19 protein-coding genes are annotated in these 21918 nt (G+C 44.5%); 9 read left to right on the plus strand and 10 right to left on the minus strand.

From position 1 onward, the window contains the following. Positions 1-2: 2 nt before the first annotated feature. From lpxK to kdsB, 3 genes are read left to right on the plus strand one after another with little or no spacing between them, the layout of a single operon-like run. The gene (gene lpxK, locus RH85_RS03670; protein ID WP_006710851.1) at positions 3-1010 is read left to right on the plus strand and encodes a tetraacyldisaccharide 4'-kinase; all 1008 of its coding nucleotides are present in this window, start codon (positions 3-5) and stop codon (positions 1008-1010) included. After that, positions 991-1170 (plus strand): Trm112 family protein, encoded by a 180-nt coding sequence (locus RH85_RS03675; RefSeq protein ID WP_005594740.1) that lies wholly within the window; start codon positions 991-993, stop codon positions 1168-1170. The genes lpxK and RH85_RS03675 overlap by 20 nt, the downstream gene beginning before the upstream one ends. After that, positions 1170-1925 (plus strand): 3-deoxy-manno-octulosonate cytidylyltransferase, encoded by a 756-nt coding sequence (kdsB, locus tag RH85_RS03680; protein ID WP_006710852.1) that lies wholly within the window; start codon positions 1170-1172, stop codon positions 1923-1925. Before RH85_RS03675 ends, kdsB begins: the two co-directional genes overlap by 1 nt. A 111-nt stretch (positions 1926-2036) precedes the next feature. Here kdsB and RH85_RS03685 read toward each other — a convergent pair whose 3' ends face one another. The 3 genes from RH85_RS03685 to RH85_RS03695 all read right to left on the minus strand — a co-directional run bounded on the left by RH85_RS03685 (position 2037) and on the right by RH85_RS03695 (position 6873). Then, positions 2037-3581 (minus strand): SpoVR family protein, encoded by a 1545-nt coding sequence (locus tag RH85_RS03685; protein ID WP_006710853.1) that lies wholly within the window; start codon positions 3579-3581, stop codon positions 2037-2039. Positions 3582-3590: 9 nt separating this feature from the next. Next, positions 3591-4862, minus strand: coding sequence for a YeaH/YhbH family protein (locus RH85_RS03690; RefSeq protein ID WP_006710854.1), 1272 nt, complete (start codon positions 4860-4862; stop codon positions 3591-3593). Positions 4863-4938: 76 nt separating this feature from the next. After that, positions 4939-6873 (minus strand): PrkA family serine protein kinase, encoded by a 1935-nt coding sequence (locus RH85_RS03695; RefSeq protein WP_006710855.1) that lies wholly within the window; start codon positions 6871-6873, stop codon positions 4939-4941. A gap of 335 nt (positions 6874-7208) precedes the next feature. Between RH85_RS03695 and RH85_RS03700 the strand changes: the two genes are divergently transcribed. Next, positions 7209-7961 carry a MipA/OmpV family protein gene (locus RH85_RS03700; RefSeq protein ID WP_039948509.1) on the plus strand — a complete coding sequence of 251 codons (753 nt, stop codon included), beginning with the start codon at positions 7209-7211 and terminating at the stop codon, positions 7959-7961. A 62-nt stretch (positions 7962-8023) separates the two neighbouring features. Here RH85_RS03700 and RH85_RS03705 read toward each other — a convergent pair whose 3' ends face one another. Further along, positions 8024-8524: a YfbU family protein gene (locus RH85_RS03705; RefSeq protein ID WP_006710857.1), complete on the minus strand. Its 501-nt coding sequence runs from the start codon at positions 8522-8524 to the stop codon at positions 8024-8026. A gap of 298 nt (positions 8525-8822) precedes the next feature. Between RH85_RS03705 and RH85_RS03710 the strand changes: the two genes are divergently transcribed. After that, a complete protein-coding gene (locus tag RH85_RS03710) occupies positions 8823-9914 on the plus strand; it encodes a linear amide C-N hydrolase (RefSeq protein ID WP_006710858.1) in 1092 nt (363 codons plus the stop codon). Between the two features lie 188 nt (positions 9915-10102). On the opposite strand, the gene pflA is transcribed toward RH85_RS03710, so the two are convergent. The 4 genes from pflA to RH85_RS03730 form a co-directional block, all read right to left on the minus strand. After that, positions 10103-10843 carry a pyruvate formate lyase 1-activating protein gene (gene pflA, locus RH85_RS03715; RefSeq protein WP_006710859.1) on the minus strand — a complete coding sequence of 247 codons (741 nt, stop codon included), beginning with the start codon at positions 10841-10843 and terminating at the stop codon, positions 10103-10105. Positions 10844-10992: 149 nt separating this feature from the next. Further along, entirely contained in the window at positions 10993-11988 is a 996-nt protein-coding gene (locus RH85_RS03720; RefSeq protein ID WP_006710860.1) for a lipid A deacylase LpxR family protein, read from the minus strand. A 229-nt stretch (positions 11989-12217) separates the two neighbouring features. Then, entirely contained in the window at positions 12218-14494 is a 2277-nt protein-coding gene (gene pflB, locus RH85_RS03725) for a formate C-acetyltransferase (RefSeq protein WP_006710861.1), read from the minus strand. A 301-nt stretch (positions 14495-14795) separates the two neighbouring features. After that, positions 14796-16343 (minus strand): DUF3360 family protein, encoded by a 1548-nt coding sequence (locus tag RH85_RS03730; RefSeq protein ID WP_006710862.1) that lies wholly within the window; start codon positions 16341-16343, stop codon positions 14796-14798. A 655-nt stretch (positions 16344-16998) separates the two neighbouring features. Here RH85_RS03730 and RH85_RS03735 point away from each other — a divergent pair. The 4 genes from RH85_RS03735 (at position 16999) to RH85_RS03750 (ending at position 20223) form a co-directional block, all read left to right on the plus strand. After that, on the plus strand, positions 16999-17769 hold the full coding sequence (locus RH85_RS03735) for an ABC transporter ATP-binding protein (protein ID WP_006710863.1): 771 nt from the start codon (positions 16999-17001) through the stop codon (positions 17767-17769). A gap of 115 nt (positions 17770-17884) precedes the next feature. Next, positions 17885-18652 carry an ABC transporter substrate-binding protein gene (locus tag RH85_RS03740; protein WP_006710864.1) on the plus strand — a complete coding sequence of 256 codons (768 nt, stop codon included), beginning with the start codon at positions 17885-17887 and terminating at the stop codon, positions 18650-18652. 149 nt (positions 18653-18801) lie between these two features. Continuing rightward, positions 18802-19542: an ABC transporter permease gene (locus RH85_RS03745; RefSeq protein ID WP_006710865.1), complete on the plus strand. Its 741-nt coding sequence runs from the start codon at positions 18802-18804 to the stop codon at positions 19540-19542. A 3-nt stretch (positions 19543-19545) separates the two neighbouring features. Continuing rightward, positions 19546-20223, plus strand: coding sequence for an ABC transporter permease (locus RH85_RS03750; RefSeq protein ID WP_006710866.1), 678 nt, complete (start codon positions 19546-19548; stop codon positions 20221-20223). An 89-nt stretch (positions 20224-20312) separates the two neighbouring features. Here RH85_RS03750 and RH85_RS03755 read toward each other — a convergent pair whose 3' ends face one another. Together RH85_RS03755 and RH85_RS03760 are read right to left on the minus strand one after the other, a co-directional pair. Next, entirely contained in the window at positions 20313-21086 is a 774-nt protein-coding gene (locus RH85_RS03755) for a LytR/AlgR family response regulator transcription factor (RefSeq protein ID WP_006710867.1), read from the minus strand. Beyond that, on the minus strand, positions 21083-21918 hold an 836-nt coding region (locus RH85_RS03760; RefSeq protein WP_006710868.1), incomplete at its 5' end, for a sensor histidine kinase. The genes RH85_RS03760 and RH85_RS03755, both read right to left, overlap by 4 nt.

Raw genomic sequence — 21918 nt, forward strand, 5'->3', positions numbered from 1 at the left:
CTGTGATTGAAAAGCTTTGGTTTGAGAACCATCCGCTCAAGTATTTGCTATGGCCACTGTTGTGGCCGCTGAGTAAGCTATTTGGCCTGATTAGTCGTTCACGTCGCCAAGACTATCAAAATGCTAAAAAAGCGACCTATCGCTCGCCAGTGCCAATCATTATCGTCGGCAATATTACGGCTGGTGGTAATGGTAAAACGCCAATGGTGATTTGGCTGGTAGAGAAACTGCAAGCACTTGGCTATAAACCGGGTGTTGTTTCTCGAGGCTATGGCGCTAAAGCACCGAGTTATCCATTGCTCGTTGATAGCCAAACGTCGACGGCTTATTGTGGTGATGAGCCAAAACTCATTTTCAAACGCACCCATGCGCCGGTTGCGGTGGACCCAGTGAGAGCAAACGCAGTCAAAGCGTTATTGCCACTCGGTGTGGACATAATCATTACCGATGATGGTCTGCAGCATTATGCTTTAGAGCGTGATATTGAGTTTGCGGTGGTGGACGGGAAGCGTCGTTTTGGCAATCAACAATTACTGCCTTTAGGGCCATTGCGTGAGAGTGTTGAGCGTCTTACTGAGGTTGATTTTGTGATCACCAATGGTGGCCAAGCACTGGTTGGGGAAGCGGCAATGACTTTAACGCCAAGTTTGGCTGTTAATATGAAAACCCGTGAACAAATCCCAGTTAGCCAGCTAAAACAATTGGTCGCAATGGCGGGTATTGGTCATCCTCCACGCTTTTTTAATACTTTAGAACAGTTGGGTGCCGATTTGGTCCATTGCCAAGGTTTTGCCGACCATCAGGATTTCGCCATTGAGCAATTGCGTGAATTAGCTACGCGCGGTTCACATCTAATTATGACAGAAAAAGATGCGGTAAAATGTGTCGAAGCGGCGCAAGAAAACTGGTGGTATTTGCCTGTTTCAGCGACGTTTTCTCAACATGACGAACAGCGTATTTTAGAACGAATTAATCAAATAAAGGAACATTATGGATCACCGTCTGCTTGAAATCGTTGCGTGCCCTGTGTGCAAAAGCAAACTGACTTATGATAAAGACAAACAAGAGTTGATTTGCAAAGCGGATCGCCTTGCTTATCCAATCAAAGAAGGCATTCCAATGCTGTTAGAGCCGGAAGCGCGTTCTATGAGCATGGATGAGGGACGATAATGTCATTTACGGTTGTTATTCCTGCTCGTTTCCAATCGACGCGTTTGCCAGGTAAGCCGCTTGCAGACATTGGTGGCAAGCCGATGGTGCAATGGGTTTATGAGCAAGCGATACAAGCGGGCGCTGACCAAGTGATCATTGCCACTGATGATGAGCGTGTTGAGCAAGCCGCTAAAGCGTTTGGCGCGCAAGTGTGTATGACTTCACCTAACCATGAATCAGGCACTGAGCGTTTAGCTGAAGTGGTTGAACTGATGGGGATCGCTGATGATCACATCATCGTTAATGTTCAGGGTGACGAGCCATTAATTCCCCCATCAATCATCGCTCAAGTGGCAGAAAACTTGGCGAATAGCCAAGCGCCTATGTCGACACTTGCGGTCGAAATCAGTGATGAAGCGGAAGTGTTTAATCCAAATGCAGTAAAAGTGCTCACTGACAAAGATGGTTACGCGATGTACTTTAGCCGAGCGACGATTCCTTGGGATCGTGACAACTTTGCTAATAACAAGACCATTGCTCAGCCATTACTGCGCCACATTGGCATCTATGCCTACCGTGCCGGCTTCATTAATACTTATATTAACTGGCAGCCAAGTGCGTTAGAAAAAGTTGAATGTTTAGAGCAGCTTCGCGTGTTGTGGTACGGTGAAAAAATTCATGTCGCAGTGGCTAAAGAAGCACCTGCTGCAGGGGTGGATACGCCGGAAGATTTGCAAGCGGTGCGCGATATTATCGCTAGTCGTAAAGCGTAGGTCTTTAAACGGGAAATAGAGATGAAAGGGGCTCAAGCGAGCCCCTTTTTTTGATCATAATGCCGTTAGATCAGGTCTATTATCAACCATGACATTTAACCGCTGAAAGCACTAAATGCCCGAGTCATATTGATTTCGCTGTGGACATGAACCAATGATTTCCCGACGTCCAGTATCTTTGACTTCTTCGAGAATAATATCGAAGCCCCACAAGCGATAGAGGTGCTTTAGAACCTCGTTAGCGCTGTCATGCAATGGAATTCTGTCATGTGGTACGTATTGCAACGTCATTGAGCGGTCACCGCGTACATCAATGTTAAACACTTGAATGTTGGGTTCGAGGTTACTGAGATTGTATTGAGCCGCCAGTTTTTCACGAATGGCTCTATACCCCATATCGTCATGAATATGGCTGATTTCAACATAGTTTTTACGGTCATCATCAACGATCGAAAACAGTTTAAAATCACGAATTAATTTCGGTGATAAATATTGGCTAATAAAGCTCTCATCTTTAAAGTTGTGCATGGCGAAATGCAAAGCATCCAACCAATCAGTGCCCGCTAATTCTGGGAACCACTCTTTGTCCTCATCAGTGGGTTCTTCGCAAATTCTGCGTATATCACGAAACATTGCAAACCCTAAAGCGTATGGGTTTATGCCGCTAAAATAAGGGCTGTTGTACGCGGGTTGGGCAACCACGCTGGTATGGCTGTGCAGAAACTCAAGGATAAAGCGCTCAGAAACCACACCTTCATCGTACATGTGATTTAAAATGGTGTAGTGCCAGAAGGTCGCCCAACCTTCATTCATCACCTGCGTTTGCTTTTGCGGATAAAAGTATTGGCTCACTTTACGTACGATGCGCACCGTTTCTCGCTGCCAAGGCTCCAATAGCGGGGCGTGTTTTTCAATAAAGTAGAGGATGTTTTCTTGTGGTTCAGAAGGGAAGCGAACTTTACAATCCTCTTCTTTTTCTGCCGATTTGGGCACGGTACGCCATAGATCGTTAACCTGTGATTGGAGATAGGCTTCGCGTTCATCTTGACGGAGCTTTTCTTCCGCGATAGATATTTTTTCTGGGCGCTTATAGCGATCGACACCGTAGTTCATTAAGGCATGACAAGAGTCGAGTAGGTCCTCAACCTCAGCGACACCATATTTTTCTTCGCACTCGGTGATGTACTTTTTAGCGAACAGCAAGTAGTCAATGATCGAGCCCGCGTCTGTCCATGTTTGAAACAGATAGTTGCCTTTGAAAAATGAGTTGTGGCCGTAACAGGCATGCGCCATCACCAGTGCCTGCATCGTGACGGTGTTTTCTTCCATCAAGTAGGCAATACACGGATTAGAATTAATGACGATTTCGTACGCTAGCCCCATTTGGCCATGTTTATAACCTTGTTCAGTTTGGATGAATTTTTTACCAAACGACCAATGGTTGTAATTGATGGGCATGCCGATACTTGAATAAGCATCCATCATTTGTTCCGAGGTAATCACCTCAATTTGATTGGGGTAAGTGTCGAGGCGATAGTGTTCAGCGACACGTTTGATTTCGACGTGATAGCGCTCAAGCAGGCTGAATGTCCAATCTGGCCCATCGGGAAGTAGCTTACTGTTGTTCTTAGTCGGCTTTTTAGTTGTGGTTGTCATCGTGCCTCCCTAAGCGTTTTCTTTTCTGAATAGTTCCCTAAAGACAGGGAAAATATCATCAACACTTCGTATGTTTTTCATCGCGAAATTGCCAAACGCGCCTTCGAGTTTTTCGTATTCGTGCCACAAGGTTTGATGCGAGCGGCGCGTGATCTCGATATAAGAAAAGTACTGACATTTTGGCAGTAGGCCTTCTTGCATCAATTCTCGGCAACGCGGCGAATCGTCCGCCCAGTTATCACCGTCAGAAGCTTGTGCAGCATAGATATTCCATTGCCCCACAGGGAAGCGGTCGGCGATGATTTCATTCATCAATCGCAATGCACTCGATACGATGGTGCCACCGGTTTCTTGTGAGTAGAAAAACTCATGCTCGTCGACTTCCTTGGCTTGCGTATGGTGACGAATAAACACCACTTCGACATTTTCATAGGTGCGGGTTAAAAACAGGTAAAGTAGTACGTAGAAGCGCTTGGCGATATCTTTGGTGGCCTGATCCATTGAGCCTGAGACATCCATGACACAAAACATCACCGCTTGGCTTGATGGAATAGGGCGGCGCTCGTAGTTTTTAAAACGCAAATCAAAGGTGTCGATGAACGGCACACTATCAATTTTTTTACGTAATGCTTGGATTTCTTCTTTCAGGCGGCGCTCTTCGATAAGCAGCGCGGGCTCTTGATTTTGAATGCGGTCTAACTCATCTTCGAGCTCACGCATCATACGACGTTTACCCGCGGTCATCGCGGTTCGACGCGCCAAGGATTGTTGCAGTGATTTAACGATTGCTATATTCGCTGGCACACCGGCCGTTTGATAACCCGCACGGTGTGTTTTCCACTCCGTAATTTTGTTGACCTGCGTTTTCTCTAAATTCGGCAGGGCAAGATCTTCAAACAGGATATCGAGATATTCATCTTTAGAGATCTGAAACACAAACTCGTCTTGGCCTTCGCCATCCGGGCTCGCTTCCCCTTCACCGGCACCACCACCTTGTCCACCGCCTTTCGGCCGTTCAATTTTATCGCCTTTGATGAACTGGTCATTACCCGGATGCACGCGCTCTTTGACGCCGCCTTGTCCTTGATGAAAAATGGGTTCGTTGATGTCTTTATGTGGAATCGCAACGTCTTCACCAGTTTCAGTATTGGTGATTGAGCGACGGTTGACCGCATCAGCTACCGATTCCTTGATTTTCTCTTTATGACGACGAATAAAGCGCTGTCTGTTAACGGCACTTTTATTCTTTCCGTTCAGTCGTCTATCGATAAATTGCGCCATGATTCACCCCTTATTTACCATCGTATTTGTTCCCTCATTGACGGCGTTAATCCGTCAATGAGGGGTAAGTCCGCTGTTAAGAGGACTTACGAACGCGGAGATACCATTCAGATAGTAGGCGTACTTGTTTCTCGGTGTAGCCTTTCTCCATCATACGAGCGACGAAGTCGTCATGTTTCTTCTGATCTTCAGAAGAGGTTTTACTGTTAAAGGAAATCACTGGAAGCAGCTCTTCAGTATTAGAGAACATTTTCTTCTCGATGACGGTACGGAGTTTTTCATAACTGGTCCATACAGGATTGGAACCGTTGTTATTGGCTCTAGCACGCAGTACGAAATTGACGATCTCATTACGGAAGTCTTTTGGATTACTGATGCCCGCCGTTTTTTCAATTTTCTCTAGCTCATTGTTGAGCGCCGAGCGGTCGAACAATTGGCCGGTCTCTGGATCACGGTATTCTTGATCCTGAATCCAGAAGTCAGCATAGGTGACATAGCGGTCAAAGATATTTTGGCCGTACTCGGAATAGGATTCTAAGTAAGCGGTTTGAATCTCTTTGCCGATGAATTCCACATAGCGGGGAACCAAATAGCCCTTCAAGAACTCAAGGTATTTTTCTGCGACTTCTTGCGGGAACTGCTCTCGCTCAATTTGTTGTTCAATGACATAGAACAGGTGGACTGGGTTTGCAGCCACTTCTGTCTGATCAAAGTTAAATACGCGTGATAGGATCTTAAATGCAAAACGGGTTGAAAGGCCTGACATCCCTTCATCCACACCGGCGTAATCACGATACTCTTGATAGCTTTTCGCTTTAGGATCGGTGTCTTTAAGGGTTTCACCATCGTAAACCCTCATTTTCGAAAATACGGATGAATTTTCAGGCTCTTTTAGACGCGATAAGATACTAAACTGCGACAACAGGTCGAGTGTGCTTGGTGAGCATGGCGCATTAGATAGCTCTGAGTGATCAAGCAGCTTTTGATAAATTTTGACTTCTTCCGAAACACGCAAACAGTAAGGTACCTTGACGATGTACACACGGTCGAGAAACGCTTCGTTGTTTTTGTTGTTACGGAAAGTCTGCCATTCTGACTCATTTGAGTGCGCGAGAATCATGCCATCAAATGGGAGAGCAGAGAGGCCCTCAGTACCGTTGTAGTTACCTTCTTGCGTTGCTGTTAGCAATGGATGTAGCACTTTCAGTGGTGCCTTAAACATCTCGACAAATTCCATCACACCTTGGTTCGCTTTACACAACGCGCCAGAGTAGCTGTATGCATCTGGATCATCTTGCGAGAAGTGCTCAAGCATGCGGATATCGACTTTACCGACCAGCGATGAGATATCTTGGTTGTTTTCATCACCCGGTTCGGTCTTCGCAATCGCTAATTGGTCGAGAATCGAAGGACGGACTTTAACCACTTTGAATTTGGTAATGTCACCACCGAAGTCATGCAAGCGTTTTGCAGCCCATGGTGACATGATTGAGCGTAGGTAGCGTTTTTCGATACCATATTCTTGCTTGAGCAATTCACCATCTTCCGCGACATCAAATAAGCAAAATGGATGGTCATTGACCGGGCTACGTTCGCCATCAGCAGAAAGCATGTATACCGGAACTTGTTGCATTAGTGCTTTGAGTTTCTCGGCTAACGATGATTTACCGCCACCAACGGGGCCAAGTAGATAGAGGATTTGCTTCCGTTCTTCTAAACCTTGTGCGGAGTGTTTTAGATAGGAAACGATTTGTTCTATGGCATCTTCCATGCCGTAAAAGTCTTTGAATGTTTCATAACGTGAAATAACACGATTTGAAAAGATGCGACTTAGATGAGGATCTTGAGCTGTATCAATGACCTCCGGCTCACCTATCGCCATAAGCAAACGCTCAGCTGCGTTGGCGTATGCGCTTTTGTCATCTTTACATAGTGCTAAGAAATCTTGTAAAGATAACTCCTCATCCTTGGCTGCTTCATAGCGCGCTTGGAAATGGTCGAAAATGCTCATAATGATTTCCCCTCTGAACCTGTATAACTGACATACAACTCGCTAATAAATAACTAATCCCTCATTAATTAAGCCTAGTGGGAATTTCGAATATTGCTTAAAAAATATGTGTTTATTTGCATTAATTGAATGTGTAACCCGTTTTACTGCGCGTAAAAGCGGGTGGTGTAAATGCTGTGGAATAGGGTGAATACAGGGATGATTAATTGGACGATATCACTAATATAAATATAGTTGATTGCGAGTTATTTGTTGGCTAGATGATCGGTTTGATTGATAGTACGCCATTCTGTATAGTGGCACTCAAGATTTTAACCAACCAATTGGATTTATCAGTGAACAAACATTTGATCATCAGCCTTGCCGCATGTACTGCTTTTACGCCATGGTTAGCGCACGCCAAAATCTCACAATGGTCACTAGGTGTGGCGGCTTCTTATTCACCGGCCGTTTATAAAGACACGCCCGCTAACAAAGCGGTGATTCCTGTGGTTGGCTATGAGGGGGAGCATTTCTTTATGCGAGGCTTTAGTGCCGGTTACCGCTTAAATCCAATTGGTTCGACACACAATATCGTTTTTCGCGCCGTTTATGATCCTCGAACGCTAAAGCCAGAAGATTCTGATAACGCCGTTGTACAGCAAATGGATGAACGTAAAAGCACCATCTTAGGCGGGGTGAGTTATCAGTTGATTACTATGGTAGGTATGTTTGAAGCAACAGCGGGCAGTGATATAGGCGGTAAGCACAACGGTTTATACGCCGAAGCGGCTTGGCGTTTGCCAATTCGAGGCCGCGGTTGGGCAGTGACGCCAAGTATCGGCTACGCCTACAATAGCGATAAGATCAATAACCATTTATACGGCGTGAGTAAGAGTGAAGCGGCTCGCGCTGGGATTGACCATTTTGATCCTAGCTGGGATGGTCAGTATTTTATTGGCGCATCGGCCTTTATGCACATTACGCCCAACATTCGTGTGACAGGTGGGGTGCGATACACTAACTTAGAGGGTGAGATTGAGAAGAGCCCATTGATTGAATCAGGGGTCAACACGACCGGAAACATTGGTATTGCTTACGTGTTCTAACCACGGTAACAGCAATAAAAAAGGGTTGCTAATGCAACCCTGATACAATTTTTTGTGCCGATTTAAGCGTTAAAGATTTGCTTAAGTTCGTTAGCACATAAGTGGTATTGACGTGGGCATTTGCGCCATGTTGTCAGCATGCGACGGTATTTCTCAAGCATCGGCATTTGTGCGTTGAAGTGGTGCTCACCTTTATCAAATTGTGGGTAAAGACCTTCAGATTCCACTAGGAAACGGACGTAATGCACCAGTTTACATTCTGAACCACAGTCAAAACCAAGGAATTGTAAACGGCGCTGGTCCACTTCTTTGCGTTCGTGCTCTTCTAGCATGTTGTTGGATTCTTGCATCGCATGATACATTTCCATAATGTCGGTAATCTCACGACATTCATCTTCTTCAATACAACCAAAATCTTTATTTAACTCACGCATTTGCATTACGTAGCCACGCTCTACAATTGTTTGTAAGCGCTTGTATTTAGCCGCGTTTGTTGGGTCCATTTGCGACATCAAGTAGTACTGGTTAGATAGGATCAAACGTTGAGCGTTTGTCATTTCCATTGGGTGGCCTCATAGTTCTAATACATCTTTCTTGTGCTTAGGTTAGCCTTTTGTTGTGTAATGAAACATGATCTCAACACAGGTTTATGAGCAAAAATGAAAACTTTTTACCTTAATATATGTGTATTTAATTTTATGTGTCAGCAAGCTAAGTGGAATCAGGCATAGAAGCGAATCTACATGCATAAAATGTGGCCGTTAGCTTTGTTTATTGGCGAGGATAGGTGTAGTTTTAAATGGACAATCTAGACTGCCATCGAGCAGATTTTAAATCGATACCATTAAGTGTGACTGAATTATGAAAAAATCGATATTAGCGTTAATTTGCGCATCTTGTTTTAGCTACGCTGCCAATGCATGTACTGGCATTTCTCTTTCCACCACTAATGATGATTATATTCAAGCGCGCACGATCGAATGGGGTCACAGTGATCTGAATAGTAAGCTGGTGGTTTCTCCACGTGATTATCGCTATACCTCAACCATGCCAGATCAAAAGCACGGTCTGACTTGGGAAAGCAAATATGGCTTTGCGGGGATTTCTGTTAGTGATGATAAATTTATCGCGGAAGGGGTCAATGAAAAGGGTTTAAGTGCTGGTTTGTTCTATTTCCGCAATTACGGTTCGTTGGCAACTTATGACCCGCAAGATACCAGCAACAATATCACCGATATGGATTTTGTACGTTGGATGCTTAGCCAGTTTGAAACGGTCGAGCAGGTTGAAGCTGCACTGAGTAAAATTAAGATTGTGACCGTCTATTTTGATCAGCAAGGTAATCCATCACCAACCGCGCACTGGCGTGTGTCGGATAAACAGGGCAACAGTATTGTGATTGAAATAATGGATCACGGTAAAATCAATATTCACAAAAATACCGCCCAAGTACTGACTAATTCGCCAGACTATTCATGGCATGTAACCAATCTAAACAACTACATTAATTTGCATCCCGGTACCAGTGCAGGGCAAAAGATCAATGGCGTTGAAGCCCAATCGTTTGGGGTTGGTTCTGCGTTTGTCGGCTTGCCAGGTGACATCTCGCCACCGTCTCGCTTTGTGCGTGCCGCGTTTTATGTTAACTCAGCTCCAGAGCTAAAAAATGGCGAGCAAGCGGTATCACAGGCGTTCCATATTCTGAACAATTTTGATATTCCACTGGGCAGTGAGTTTAATGAAAAATCCCACATTCCCGACTTACCAAGTGCCACTCAATGGACCTCGGTTATTGATCAAAGCAACGGTTTACTGTTTTACAAAACCATGCATGACAGCACCATTCGCCGCGTTGACTTAAATACCCTGAATTTCGATGCGAAAAAGGAAACCATTCAAGCTTTGGATAGCGGCACATTTAGCTACGAGGATGTGATTATTCAGGGTAAGTAGTTTGCCGTTGTTGGGCGATAGAGCGGGGGAGCAAACATCGTTTAGTTTCTTCGCTTCATCGTTTAGCTTCATCGTTTAGTTTCTTCGTTTCTATGCAACAACACGTGGTAATACCCAGTAAAAATCTCAAACAACAAAAAGGGCGCTAACCAGTTGGTCGCGCCCTTTTTTAATCGAGTTTAAGCTGATCAGTATTTCACGTTTGAGTGGTACTGGCTCAGGATTGATTGGATGTTTTCCATCGTCTCTTTTGACGGTGGATTTACACCATCTAGTGGGTAGTCAAAGCCAAGCGCTTCCCATTTATGGGCACCCAGTTTGTGGTATGGCAACAGTTCGATTTTCTCTACGTTGTCCATATCTTTGATGAATTCACCAAGCATGTGCGCAGCTTCATCTTCATCAGTGTAGCCCGGCACCACAACGTAACGAATCCACGTTTTTTGACCAATCTTTTGTAAGTAGCGAGCAAAATCTAATACACGACGGTTTGACACACCAATAAACTCTTGGTGAACTTCATCTTTCATGTGTTTAAGATCAAGCATCACTAGATCGGTGGCTTCCAACACTTCATCAACCACATCAGTGTGTTTACGAATGTAGCCATTGGTGTCTAGACAAGTGTGGATACCTTCAGCTTGCGCCGCGCGGAAAAAATCACGCACAAATTCTGGCTGAAGCATCGCTTCACCGCCTGAACAAGTAATACCACCACCTGATGCTTTCATGAAATGGCGGTAGCTTTTGGCTTCGTTGATGATCTCTTCAACGGTCACTTCTTTACCATCATGGGTGTCCCATGTATCGCGGTTATGACAATACATACAGCGCATTAAACAGCCTTGAAGGAAAACAATAAAGCGGATTCCAGGACCATCGACAGTGCCACATGATTCAAAAGAATGAATACGACCAGTTGTAGACATGAGCTCATCTCTTATAAATTATTTGCCTGTCATTTTATTACAAAAACGTCATTTTAAATAGGGTTAACCAAGCCGTGAGGATAAATAAATCCAAGGTTAGTGCTGATTCTAGCTCTGGTGGTATCGAACCGATCAACCGCTTGCTAAAACTAGAAAAAAGCAAACAGCGCTAAGCTTCCTGTTCCGTAAATATCGTCGGGAGCTTCCTTGTAATCGGCGGTTTTAATCGTGGTTGAAAGACTAAGGCCGTAAGCCGAGTTATACCACGCAACCCCCATGACGGCGGTGGCTTGATTATGGGCGAGTTTCACTTCATAAAGCCCAGGGTCGGGCAGTCCTGAACGATCACCTTCAATCGTGATATCATTAAATCGGTAGCGAGCTTCGATACCACCATACATGAACCAACCTCCTTTTGATGCACCGAGCATGCCGGCTCTGAATGGATTCTCGCTGTCTATATTAGCAGCCCCAAGGTTACCCCCAAGGTCAGCCCCCCAACGAAACATTATCCCGGTTGAAATATCGCTGCGAAAGTTACCGGCGTTAATTTCAGATACATTTGAGATTTCAAATTCGGTATTGCTCGTCACCCCAACACGATACCAATTGAAATGACTTAGATAGCCGACATTTGCGATCCATTGATCGTCCACCTGATACTGCCAGCCATTAGGCTGATCTGAGCCGGTAATGCCATGCACCAAATCTTGCGCTTTATCCGCTAAGGAATTTTCCCCGGTGGTGCCGAGGGTGAGATTAAAACGCTGCGCTTGCTGGGGGTGTAAACTGAGATAGTTAAATTCAGTATGGAGAAAGCCTGCATAAGGACGATTGTTGGCGAGTGGTTCAGAGGCCTCAATATCAGTTGGGGTATACATCTTGTGACCAAGTGTAAACTCGTATTTATCCAAAGATGCTGCGCCCCAGTGAGATAAGCTCAACAATGACGTAAAGCGATTGGGTTGGATAGCCGCTGAGGTATAGGAGAGAAACAGGCCATTGGTATAGTCTTGATCAACACCAAAGATGCCATCGTTATCGATAGAAAACGATAGGGTAGCACGATCGGAGGCCAGGCCTACCGCTGGTGTCAGTAACACCATAGGCAAAATAGCCAAAGAAATACAACGGATAACGTTCATAAGACTACAGCGCTCGGTGAAGAAGAATAGAGTGTTATGTTACTACAAGCGTTATCTTTGTGACGCAAATTACATCGATGTTGTGCGCTTAATCCAATCTTGGTTTGTTATCTATTCAGTTTTCAAATGTGGGTCGAAATTGCAATAGGATGGGTCAATCGTTGGGGGAATTGCAGGCAAAAAAAAGCCCCGCTAAATAGCGGGGCTTCATCAATCATTCAACCGAGAATTATAGAGACTCAGTGAAAGTACGTGCGATTACGTCAGCTTGTTGCTCTGTAGTTAGAGAGTTAAAGCGTACAGCGTAACCAGATACACGGATTGTTAGCTGAGGGTATTTCTCAGGGTGCTTAACTGCGTCTTCTAGAGTTTCACGGTTAAGAACGTTCACGTTTAGGTGTTGACCACCTTCGATGCCAGCTTCGTGGTGGAAGTAACCATCCATTAGGCCTGCAAGGTTAGAACGTTGGCTATCTTCTTCTTTACCTAGTGCGTTTGGCACGATAGAGAAAGTGTAAGAGATACCATCTTGAGCGTCAGCAAACGGTAGTTTACCTACAGATGTTAGTGATGCTACAGCACCTTTCTCATCGCGACCGTGCATTGGGTTTGCACCAGGAGCGAAAGGAGCGCCAGCACGACGGCCATCTGGAGTGTTACCAGTTTTCTTACCGTACACAACGTTTGAAGTGATAGTAAGGATAGACTGAGTTGGGATTGCATCACGGTACATCTTAAGTTTACGGATTTTGCCCATAAACGTAGAAACTAGTTCACATGCGATGTCATCTACGCGTGAATCGTTGTTACCGAATTTAGGGTAATCGCCTTCGATTTCGAAGTCGATTGCAATGCCATCTTCGTCACGAACTGGTTTAACAGTTGCGAATTTGATTGCAGATAGTGAGTCAGCTGCAACAGATAGACCTGCGATACCACATGCCATAGTACGACGAACGTCACGGTCATGAAGAGCCATTAGAGACGCTTCGTAGCTGTATTTGTCGTGCATGTAGTGGATGCTGTTTAGTGCAGTCACGTATTGCTTAGCTAGCCAATCCATGAAGTGATCTAGACGATCCATTACTTTATCGTAATCAAGAACAGCGTCAGTCATTGGTGCTTCTTTTGGACCAACTTGCATTTTCAGCTTCTCATCAACGCCGCCGTTGATTGCGTAAAGCATAGTTTTAGCAAGGTTAGCACGAGCGCCAAAGAACTGCATTTGCTTACCAACGATCATTGGAGATACACAACATGCGATTGCGTAGTCGTCAGATTGTAGGTCAGGACGCATTAGATCATCGTTTTCGTACTGGATAGAAGAAGTATCGATAGATACTTTTGCACAGAAACGTTTGAAGCCGTCAGGTAGCTGCTCAGACCAAAGTACAGTGATGTTTGGCTCTGGAGAAGGACCCATAGTGTATAGGCTGTTTAGGAAACGGAAGTTAGTACGTGTAACTAGTGTACGACCGTCGATACCCATACCACCCATTGACTCAGTAGCCCAGATTGGGTCACCAGAGAACAACTCATCGTATTCAGGAGTACGTAGGAAACGAACCATACGTAGCTTCATTACGAAGTGGTCGATCATTTCTTGAGCTTCTACTTCAGTGATCTTGCCAGCTTCGATATCACGTTGGATGAAGATGTCTAGGAAAGTCGAAGTACGACCTAGAGACATTGCTGCACCGTTTTGTGATTTAACAGCAGCTAGGTAGCCGAAGTAAGTCCACTGGATAGCTTCTTGAGCAGTTTGTGCTGGCTCAGAGATATCGTAGCCGTACTTAGCAGCCATAACTTTGATTTGACCTAGAGCGCGGTGTTGCTCTGCAATTTCTTCACGAAGTTGCATAGTTGCCGTTAGGTCTTCGCCGTTCTCAAAACGCTCTTGTAGAGACGTGAATTGAGCTAGCTTGTCTTTCATTAGGAAGTTGATACCGTACAGTGCAACACGACGGTAGTCACCGATGATACGACCACGGCCGTATGCATCTGGAAGACCAGTTAGAACACCAGACTTACGACATGCTAGGATATCAGGAGTGTAGATATCGAAAACGCCAGCGTTGTGCGTTTTGCGGTATTCTGAGTAGATTTTTGAAATCATAGGGTCAAGAGTTTCACCGTATGCTTTGCAAGAACCTTCAACCATACGTACACCACCGTTAGGGATGATTGCACGTTTAAGTGGTTTCTCAGTTTGTAGACCAACGATAGTTTCTAGATCTTTTTCGATGTAGCCTGCATCGTGAGCAGTGATGGTAGAAATAACGTCAGTATCGAAATCAAGAGGCGCTTTAGTTGCGTTCTCAATTTTGATGCCTTCCATTACTTTAGCCCAAAGCACGTTAGTTGCTTCAGTACCTTCAGAAACTAGGAAAGATTCGTCGCCTTCATATGGAGCGTAGTTCTTTTGGATGAAATCACGAACGTTTACTTCGCTTTGCCACTCACCTGCAGCAAAACCTTCCCAAGCTTTAGCAAATTGCTCTGCCATGACATACCTACCTTTTTAGTAGAAAAAACACGTACTGCTTTCGCTGTTGAGCCAGCTATCCCGAGAATCGGGAACAGTACACTCTAATTAATAACAATATGTATAGCCTGTACCGTTTCGGTATTAAAACCGATCACAAACCTATAAATATTGTCACTACTCTTTATGTGGAATCTTACCAGTTCATTTTCAAGGTTACACTAAAAAAATTTTTAAACCTTAAACTAAATCAATAAATCCTAAAAAATGTTGATAAAAAAGGGGGCATATATGTTTGCCCCCCACAGTTATAGCTTAAAAATTATAGGAATGCTTTGATACCGTATTGACCTTCAAGCATACCAACTGCAAGCATTGCAACCAAACAGATTACAAGAACACCTACAGGGATAACGATCTTATCAACGAATGATAGACGAGCAGCACGCTCTTTATCACCGATTAGACCGTTGTTATCTAGCAGCATGGTTAGTGCCCAAGCAAGAACTGGGTTAACAACCGCAGAACCAAAGATACAGATACCTGCAGCTTGTGAATCTTTAGAGTCTTTAACCATCTGCATACCTGCTTCAAGTAGAGGTAGAGATACACCTACAAGTAGAGCAACACGCATTACTGGTGGCCATACAGCGATATCCATTGGGAAACCAAGGATCGCGATGATCATAACCAGTAGACCTAGCAAGATTGCGCCGCCTGGGATAGGACGTTTAGCAATCGCTGCAGGGATCATGTAAGTACCCCAAGAAGACGTGATGTTACCACCACCAACTGCAGTACCAACCATCTGACGGATAGAACACATGGTCATTGTATCATCAACGTCCATAAGTACTTTTTCAGTCTTACGTGGGTAGTTCAGTTCTTGGAAAATACGGTGACCTAGGAAGTCTGGTGACCACATTGCAACTGCTAGGATAGCAAACGGTAGTGACGCGATGAAGTGTTGCGTGTTTGGTAGACCAAGCATCCAACCTTCGTCTGTGCTACCCCACCAGTAAACTGGGTTTAGGTTAGGAAGACCAGTTTCAGTTACGAATTTAATATCGAAACCTGCGCCTAGGATTAGAGCAATGATAAGACCGGTGAATGCACACACTGGAATTGCCAACCAACGCTTGTTCACTTTTGCAAGTAAAGCGTATAGAGCAATCGTCACAGCAAGAACAATCAGGCCGACATAACCCATGCTACCCGCTTCAACGGTGCTAGATTGCAGACCAACCGCCCACTCTTGAATAGAGGTGATTTGGCTCATGGTACCTGTTAGACCTAGGAAGATTAGCAAGCCACCGGCTGTACCTTCCGAGGTGAGGTTCACCAGTTTCGAGCCACCTTTAAGGAAGCTAAGAATCAGACCAAAGATACCAATCAAAATTGCTAACGCAAGAGGGTGTGCACCGGCAAGAGCGATCGTACCGATTAGTGGGATCATTGGACCGTGGTTACCCGCAAGGTTTGCTTTCGGGTTAACAAAGCCAGAGGCTAGAACACAGAACAAGAATGCTGGGATAAGCATTTCTACACGAGCAACTTCGATCGCGAATTCTTTACCAAGATTTACGTGATCCCAAGCGGCTGATAAGCCTTCTGCCCAAGACATCATTACCGCTGAGTACATCGCGATGATGCCGATTGTGCCAGCTAGTGCTGGAACAAGGTCTTCTAATTCGAAACGGAAATCACGACCAGGAAGGTTTAGAGCGAAGCGACGAGGCTTCATAATTTGTAGTTCGTGATCTAGGTAATCTGAACGGGTTTCGAACTCCGAAGCTGGACGGTGCAGCTCTTGGTAGCTCTTGTTCTCGATATCCGAATCAGAGTGCGGCTTATTGACTGCGTCTGACATAGATTCCTCATATTATAAAAGTTAATGATTCTTTAAAGTCGCTTGTCTTTAATTTTGTTCTAAGCGACTGCGTAACAACGTTAAGCTTCCTGCATAGAGATCTTTATACCGCCTACGTAGCACGAAGTCTATGTGCTTTAAAATAGACGAAGATCCGGACAAAAGATTCTATTGAGGCTTTTATCTTTCGGGAGTTTAACGTGCTAATCCGGTGCAGTGATTGATTTAGATCACTTTATGAAAGAATGTGAAAGAAAACTACGCAGAATGGTTAAAGTTTAACTAGCTGAAATCATAACGCTGTAAATAGGTTTCATAATGTAATTTTTATTAGACGTACCGCAAATGTTTCCTTTTGGTTGTAAGGCTATGTGTTTCTTAAAGCAAAAAGTGAGATAGTTTTCATTTTTGTTAATGTTTTTGCTGGTTTTTACATCAATGCATTTGCGATATATATGCAACGAAAGAAGTATTTATGACTGCTGGATGAATTAATAGTCATATAATTTGACTATATATAAGCTTTGTATAGGTTAATAATTTGTTGCATGTCGTTGGGGTTAGTGCTAGTTTCAGACTCATTATGGGAGGAGCCCATGTTACTGAACGTATGAATAACGCGATCGGTTAAATTAAGTACAGGGAGTGGTAGCGCATGAATGAAGTACCAGCGCTTAATATCAAAAATCTGCATAAAACATTTGGCCAAAACCAAGTATTGAAAGGGATCTCTTTAGAAGCTCATAAAGGCGATGTTATTTCAATTATTGGTTCATCTGGGTCTGGAAAAAGCACCTTCCTTCGCTGTATCAATCTGCTTGAAACGCCAACTGCCGGTGAAATTTGGGTCAATGGAGAATTGATCGAAATGAAAAATGGCCGCGCCGGAGAGGCCATTCCTGCCAATGATAAACAGGTTCAACGCATCCGCTCTCGCTTGGCGATGGTGTTTCAAGGGTTTAACCTTTGGTCACACATGACCGTGCTTGAAAATGTGATTGAAGCGCCAATTCACGTACTTGGAGTCGCGAAAGCACAAGCGATTGAAAATGCCGAGCTAATCTTAAAGAAAGTGGGCTTGTATGAGCGCAAAGATTACTACCCTGGCCATCTTTGCGGCGGGCAGCAGCAACGAGCCGCGATCGCTCGCGCACTGGCGGTTGATCCTGAGGTTATGTTGTTTGATGAGCCAACATCGGCCCTAGACCCTGAGCTAGTCGGTGAAGTGTTAGGAGTGATGCGAGATCTTGCGGAAGAGGGTCGTACCATGTTGGTTGTGACACATGAAATGGCCTTTGCTCGCGACGTTTCCAATCATGTGATGTTTTTGCACCAAGGATTGGTGGAAGAGCAAGGCAATCCGACCGAGCTATTTACTAATCCCGAGTCAGAACGGCTTCAACAATTTATCTCGTCAATTTATTAGCCATGAAAGGCGACCCCTTTCACGGCGGCTTTAAAGAGCCAACGCAACACAACATAAGCAATATAAAAAAAGTAATACAACATCGAATAAGTAAAACAATCACAGGAGTATGGAAATGAAAAAGTGGTTAGTGGTAGCGGCACTTGCAGCTACAACAGTAACAGGTATGGCCCAAGCGAAAGAATGGAAAACGGTTCGTTTTGGTATTGAAGGTGCTTACCCTCCGTTTAGCTGGACAGAAGCGGATGGCTCACTGAAAGGCTTTGATGTCGATATGGCCAATGCTTTGTGCCAAGAAATGGAAGTGAAATGTAAGATCGTACCGCAAGATTGGGACGGCATCATTCCTTCACTGTTGGCACGTAAATATGACGCAATTATCGCCGCGATGTCTATCACTGAAGAGCGTAAAAAGAAAATCGATTTCACGGGTAAATACGCCCTTATTCCAAACAATTTTATTGCCAAAAAAGATGCCGATTTAAACTTTGATAATCTTGCTGGTGTGAAAATTGGTGTGCAGCGCGCAACAACGCACGACAAATACCTAACGGATAACTACGAAGATGTAGAAATTGTGCGTTATGGCTCATTTGATGAAGCGTATCTTGATCTCGCCAACGGTCGTATTGCTGCGGTATTGGGTGATGCATCAGCGTTAGAAGAAGGTGTACTGAATGCTAAAGGCGGAGACGCCTATGAATTTGTTGGTCCTTCGTTAACTGATCCTAAATGGTTCGGTGAAGGCTTTGGCATTGCTGTTCGCAAACAAGACAAAGATCTGACGGAAAAACTTGATGCAGCGATTCTTTCTCTACGTGAGAAAGGTGTATATCAAGAGATCGCGGCAAAATACTTCAACTATGATGTTTATGGTCAGTAATTTGAATGTATACCAAGCTCATTAAGCTTTTGACCATTCTGACTTATTCTTGAATGGTCACTGATTGATGTCGCTTGGTGCTCGCGGCCGTTGGCTTGTTCCTAGAAGTCGCTAACGGCCGATTTAAGTCTAGGGACAGGAACTTACCTATGCTGGATCTTCAAGGATATGAAGCCTCAATTCTAAAGGGGGCAGTGGTAACAATTGAAGTCGCACTGCTTTCATTGTTGCTTGCGATGATTTTAGGCATGTTGGGGGCGTTAGCGAAGCTCGCGCCTTATCGTTTTGCCAGAGCCATCGCTACGCTATACACCACCATCATTCGCGGAATTCCAGATCTCGTCCTGATGATGCTTATCTTTTTTGGTGGGCAAATCTTGCTCAACAACAGTTTGTACTCGATCAACGAATGGCTCAATGAGTGGTTTACCTCAAGCGATCCAAACCATGAGTGGACAGCCTACTTACCAGATTACATTGATGTGAGCCCGTTTGTTGCTGGCGTTTTGACGATCGGATTTATCTTCGGCGCTTATATGACTGAGACCTTCCGTGGTGCGATTATGGCTGTCGACAAGGGGGAACTTGAAGCGGCTAAGGCCTACGGAATGAGTTCAACTTTGGCGTTTCGTCGTATTTTGTTCCCGCAGATGGTGCGCCATGCGTTGCCTGGTTTTGGCAACAATTGGTTGGTGCTGCTAAAGACGACAGCGCTGGTTTCAATCATCGGCCTTGAAGACATGGTGCGTGTGAGCGCTTTAGCTGCAGGGTCAACCAAAATGCCATTTACCTTTTACATGGCAGTGGCAGTGATATTCCTATTTTTTACCAGTGTATCGACCGGCTTACTTAAGCTAGTTGAACGCAAGTTTAGTATTCATGCGAGGTAGAAAATGGACTTTTCTCTCATAATTGAAAGCTTACCGATCTATTTTGAAGGCTTGTGGACCACCTTTTGGCTGGTGAGTTTGGCTCTGATCATCGGTTTAAGCGTGGCGATACCTCTGGCGATTGCACGTAATAGTCACAACTATTTTTTAATGGCTCCAAGTTGGGCGTTTATTTACTTTTTCCGCGGTACCCCGTTATTGGTGCAACTGTACTTAATTTACTACGGCATGGATCAGTTTTTCCCAGTTAAAGATACGTTGTGGGAACATGCCTGGTTTTGTGCTTTAGTGGCGTTTGTCATGAATACATCAGCTTATACTGCTGAAATTATTCGTGGTGCCATTAATGGTTTGCCAAAAGGTGAGGTGGAAGCGGCAAAAGCTTATGGGATGAGCCCAGCTAAAACCTACCGCCGTATTATCTTACCAAGCGCTTTACGTCGTGCGCTTCCCGCTTACAGTAATGAAGTTATCTTCATGCTACATGGCAGCGCGGTGGCAGGTATTGTGACCATATTGGACCTGACAGGGGCGGCTCGTTTAGTCAATTCTCGTTATTACGCACCGTTTGAATCATTTTTAACCGCCGGTCTTTTCTATATGGCGCTTACCTTCATCATTCTGTGGGTGTTTAAAAATGCTGAGAAGAAATTTTTGGCGTATCTGCGGCCACTTTCTTAGGTTATCTTGTCGATTCAAAATCAAAGAGCCTCTCTTAAAGAAGGCTCTTTTTTATGCTAGACGATGTTTACGGTAATAAGCGTAAATGATTACATCCCCTTGAATAAGCTTTGTTGTGCGCGACTCACGGGTAACTTATGTTGCTGCATTAAAACAAACATGCGACCGGTAAAATCCTTACTGACCTTTTCAATAGCGGCCACTCTTACTACGGTCGAACGATGAATTTTCCAAAACTCTTCGGGATTGAGTTGAGTCAGCAGCTCTTTAAGAGGGGTGCGAATGAGGTATTCACGATTTTCATCGGTGTAAATTGAGACGTATTTTTCCTCTGCTTTAAAGTAGATGACATCGCTGACTGAGATGAGGTGTATATCTTCTCCATGAGAGGCTTTAAGCCACGTTAGGTACTGAGGTTGAGGCGATGATAATTGGCTAATATGTGTCAATAGCTGGCTAATGTCGGGCGTGGGATGAGCGATTGTTTGACGTTTAAGTCGTTGCTTGAGCTTATCGCAGCAGCTTTCCAACCGATCTTCATTTAATGGTTTAAGTAAATAATCGACCGCGTTGTGTTCAAAGGCTTGGATGGCGTATTCATCATAAGCAGTAACGAATACCACAAGGGGTTGATAATCATTTTTTCTCAATGCTTTTGCCACAGACATACCGTCAAGTTCAGGCATACGAATATCAAGAAAAACCACATCGGGTTTTAACATGATGATTTCGGTTAAAGCTTGTTGACCATCGCTACAGCTGGCGACGACATCCAGCTCAGGCCAAACTTCAGCAAGGCTTTTATCGAGATGATGACGCAAAAGAGCTTCATCGTCGGCAATAATGGCGGTGAAAGATGTCATAGTGGTCGAGAATCCTTACCTATAGGAATGGAAATAGTGACGCAAAAGCCGCCGTTCTCTGGTTGGGTTATATCAACATGGCCTTGTTGAGCATACAAACCTTTAACGCGTTGCTTAATGTTGTTTAAGGCGACGCCATGGCCTTTTGTTATCGCGGAATCGCTCAAACCAATGCCGTTGTCCTTGACTTGAATTTTTAGCTTTTCTTGGTGCTCGGAAAATGAAATGTTGATGGTGCCACCAGCCTTTTTGGGTTCAATGCCGTGTTTGATGGCGTTTTCCACCAACGGTTGGATAAGCATTGGCGGTAGTGGGACGTAAGTGAGTTTATCATCGACACTAATGTCGAACTTGAGCCGTTCATCGAGGCGAATTTTTTGAATTGCCAAATAGGCACTTAATTGACGGATTTCATCATCCACTGTGGTTTGCGATAAGCGTGAGTTAGCCAAAGTAGTGCGCAGTAGTTCAGTTAGTTTCTCAAGCATCATGCGAGACTTATCAACATCTTGCGTCATCAAAGCGCTGATATTCGCTAAGGTGTTGAATAAAAAATGAGGTTCAATCTGGCTTTGCATCTGCATCAGTTGGCTGAGAATAAGTGCTTTTTCCTGTTCGGCTTGCTTGCGCTTGGTTTCTTCTAATAACTTATCGGCAATCATCATCTGTTCGCGGTTGTAGAAATAGTAAAAACACATCAAAGAGAAGATGATGCCTAGCATTACAACGGGCAGCAGATCGGAGAGGTTGGAACCAAGGTAAGTATTCAACCAAAACCACGCATTCAGTGAACCTAATAGGATTGAAAACGTCAGCGAAATCATGGTTTCAA

This window comes from Vibrio ichthyoenteri ATCC 700023, from assembly GCF_000222605.1.
Classification (GTDB): Bacteria; Pseudomonadota; Gammaproteobacteria; order Enterobacterales; family Vibrionaceae; genus Vibrio; species Vibrio ichthyoenteri.

What these genes read in the sequence shown, in the direction of transcription:
- RH85_RS03745 (WP_006710865.1), top strand. Translation starts at nt 18,802, where the DNA reads ATGCTGGATCTTCAAGGATATGAAGCCTCAATTCTAAAGGGGGCAGTG.
- RH85_RS03675 (WP_005594740.1), top strand. Translation starts at nt 991, where the DNA reads ATGGATCACCGTCTGCTTGAAATCGTTGCGTGCCCTGTGTGCAAAAGC.
- RH85_RS03720 (WP_006710860.1), bottom strand. Translation starts at nt 11,988, where the DNA reads ATGAACGTTATCCGTTGTATTTCTTTGGCTATTTTGCCTATGGTGTTA.
- RH85_RS03710 (WP_006710858.1), top strand. Translation starts at nt 8,823, where the DNA reads ATGAAAAAATCGATATTAGCGTTAATTTGCGCATCTTGTTTTAGCTAC.
- RH85_RS03750 (WP_006710866.1), top strand. Translation starts at nt 19,546, where the DNA reads ATGGACTTTTCTCTCATAATTGAAAGCTTACCGATCTATTTTGAAGGC.
- RH85_RS03690 (WP_006710854.1), bottom strand. Translation starts at nt 4,862, where the DNA reads ATGGCGCAATTTATCGATAGACGACTGAACGGAAAGAATAAAAGTGCC.
- pflB (WP_006710861.1), bottom strand. Translation starts at nt 14,494, where the DNA reads ATGGCAGAGCAATTTGCTAAAGCTTGGGAAGGTTTTGCTGCAGGTGAG.
- RH85_RS03740 (WP_006710864.1), top strand. Translation starts at nt 17,885, where the DNA reads ATGAAAAAGTGGTTAGTGGTAGCGGCACTTGCAGCTACAACAGTAACA.
- RH85_RS03685 (WP_006710853.1), bottom strand. Translation starts at nt 3,581, where the DNA reads ATGACAACCACAACTAAAAAGCCGACTAAGAACAACAGTAAGCTACTT.
- RH85_RS03755 (WP_006710867.1), bottom strand. Translation starts at nt 21,086, where the DNA reads ATGACATCTTTCACCGCCATTATTGCCGACGATGAAGCTCTTTTGCGT.
- kdsB (WP_006710852.1), top strand. Translation starts at nt 1,170, where the DNA reads ATGTCATTTACGGTTGTTATTCCTGCTCGTTTCCAATCGACGCGTTTG.
- pflA (WP_006710859.1), bottom strand. Translation starts at nt 10,843, where the DNA reads ATGTCTACAACTGGTCGTATTCATTCTTTTGAATCATGTGGCACTGTC.
- RH85_RS03695 (WP_006710855.1), bottom strand. Translation starts at nt 6,873, where the DNA reads ATGAGCATTTTCGACCATTTCCAAGCGCGCTATGAAGCAGCCAAGGAT.
- RH85_RS03705 (WP_006710857.1), bottom strand. Translation starts at nt 8,524, where the DNA reads ATGGAAATGACAAACGCTCAACGTTTGATCCTATCTAACCAGTACTAC.
- RH85_RS03735 (WP_006710863.1), top strand. Translation starts at nt 16,999, where the DNA reads ATGAATGAAGTACCAGCGCTTAATATCAAAAATCTGCATAAAACATTT.
- RH85_RS03730 (WP_006710862.1), bottom strand. Translation starts at nt 16,343, where the DNA reads ATGTCAGACGCAGTCAATAAGCCGCACTCTGATTCGGATATCGAGAAC.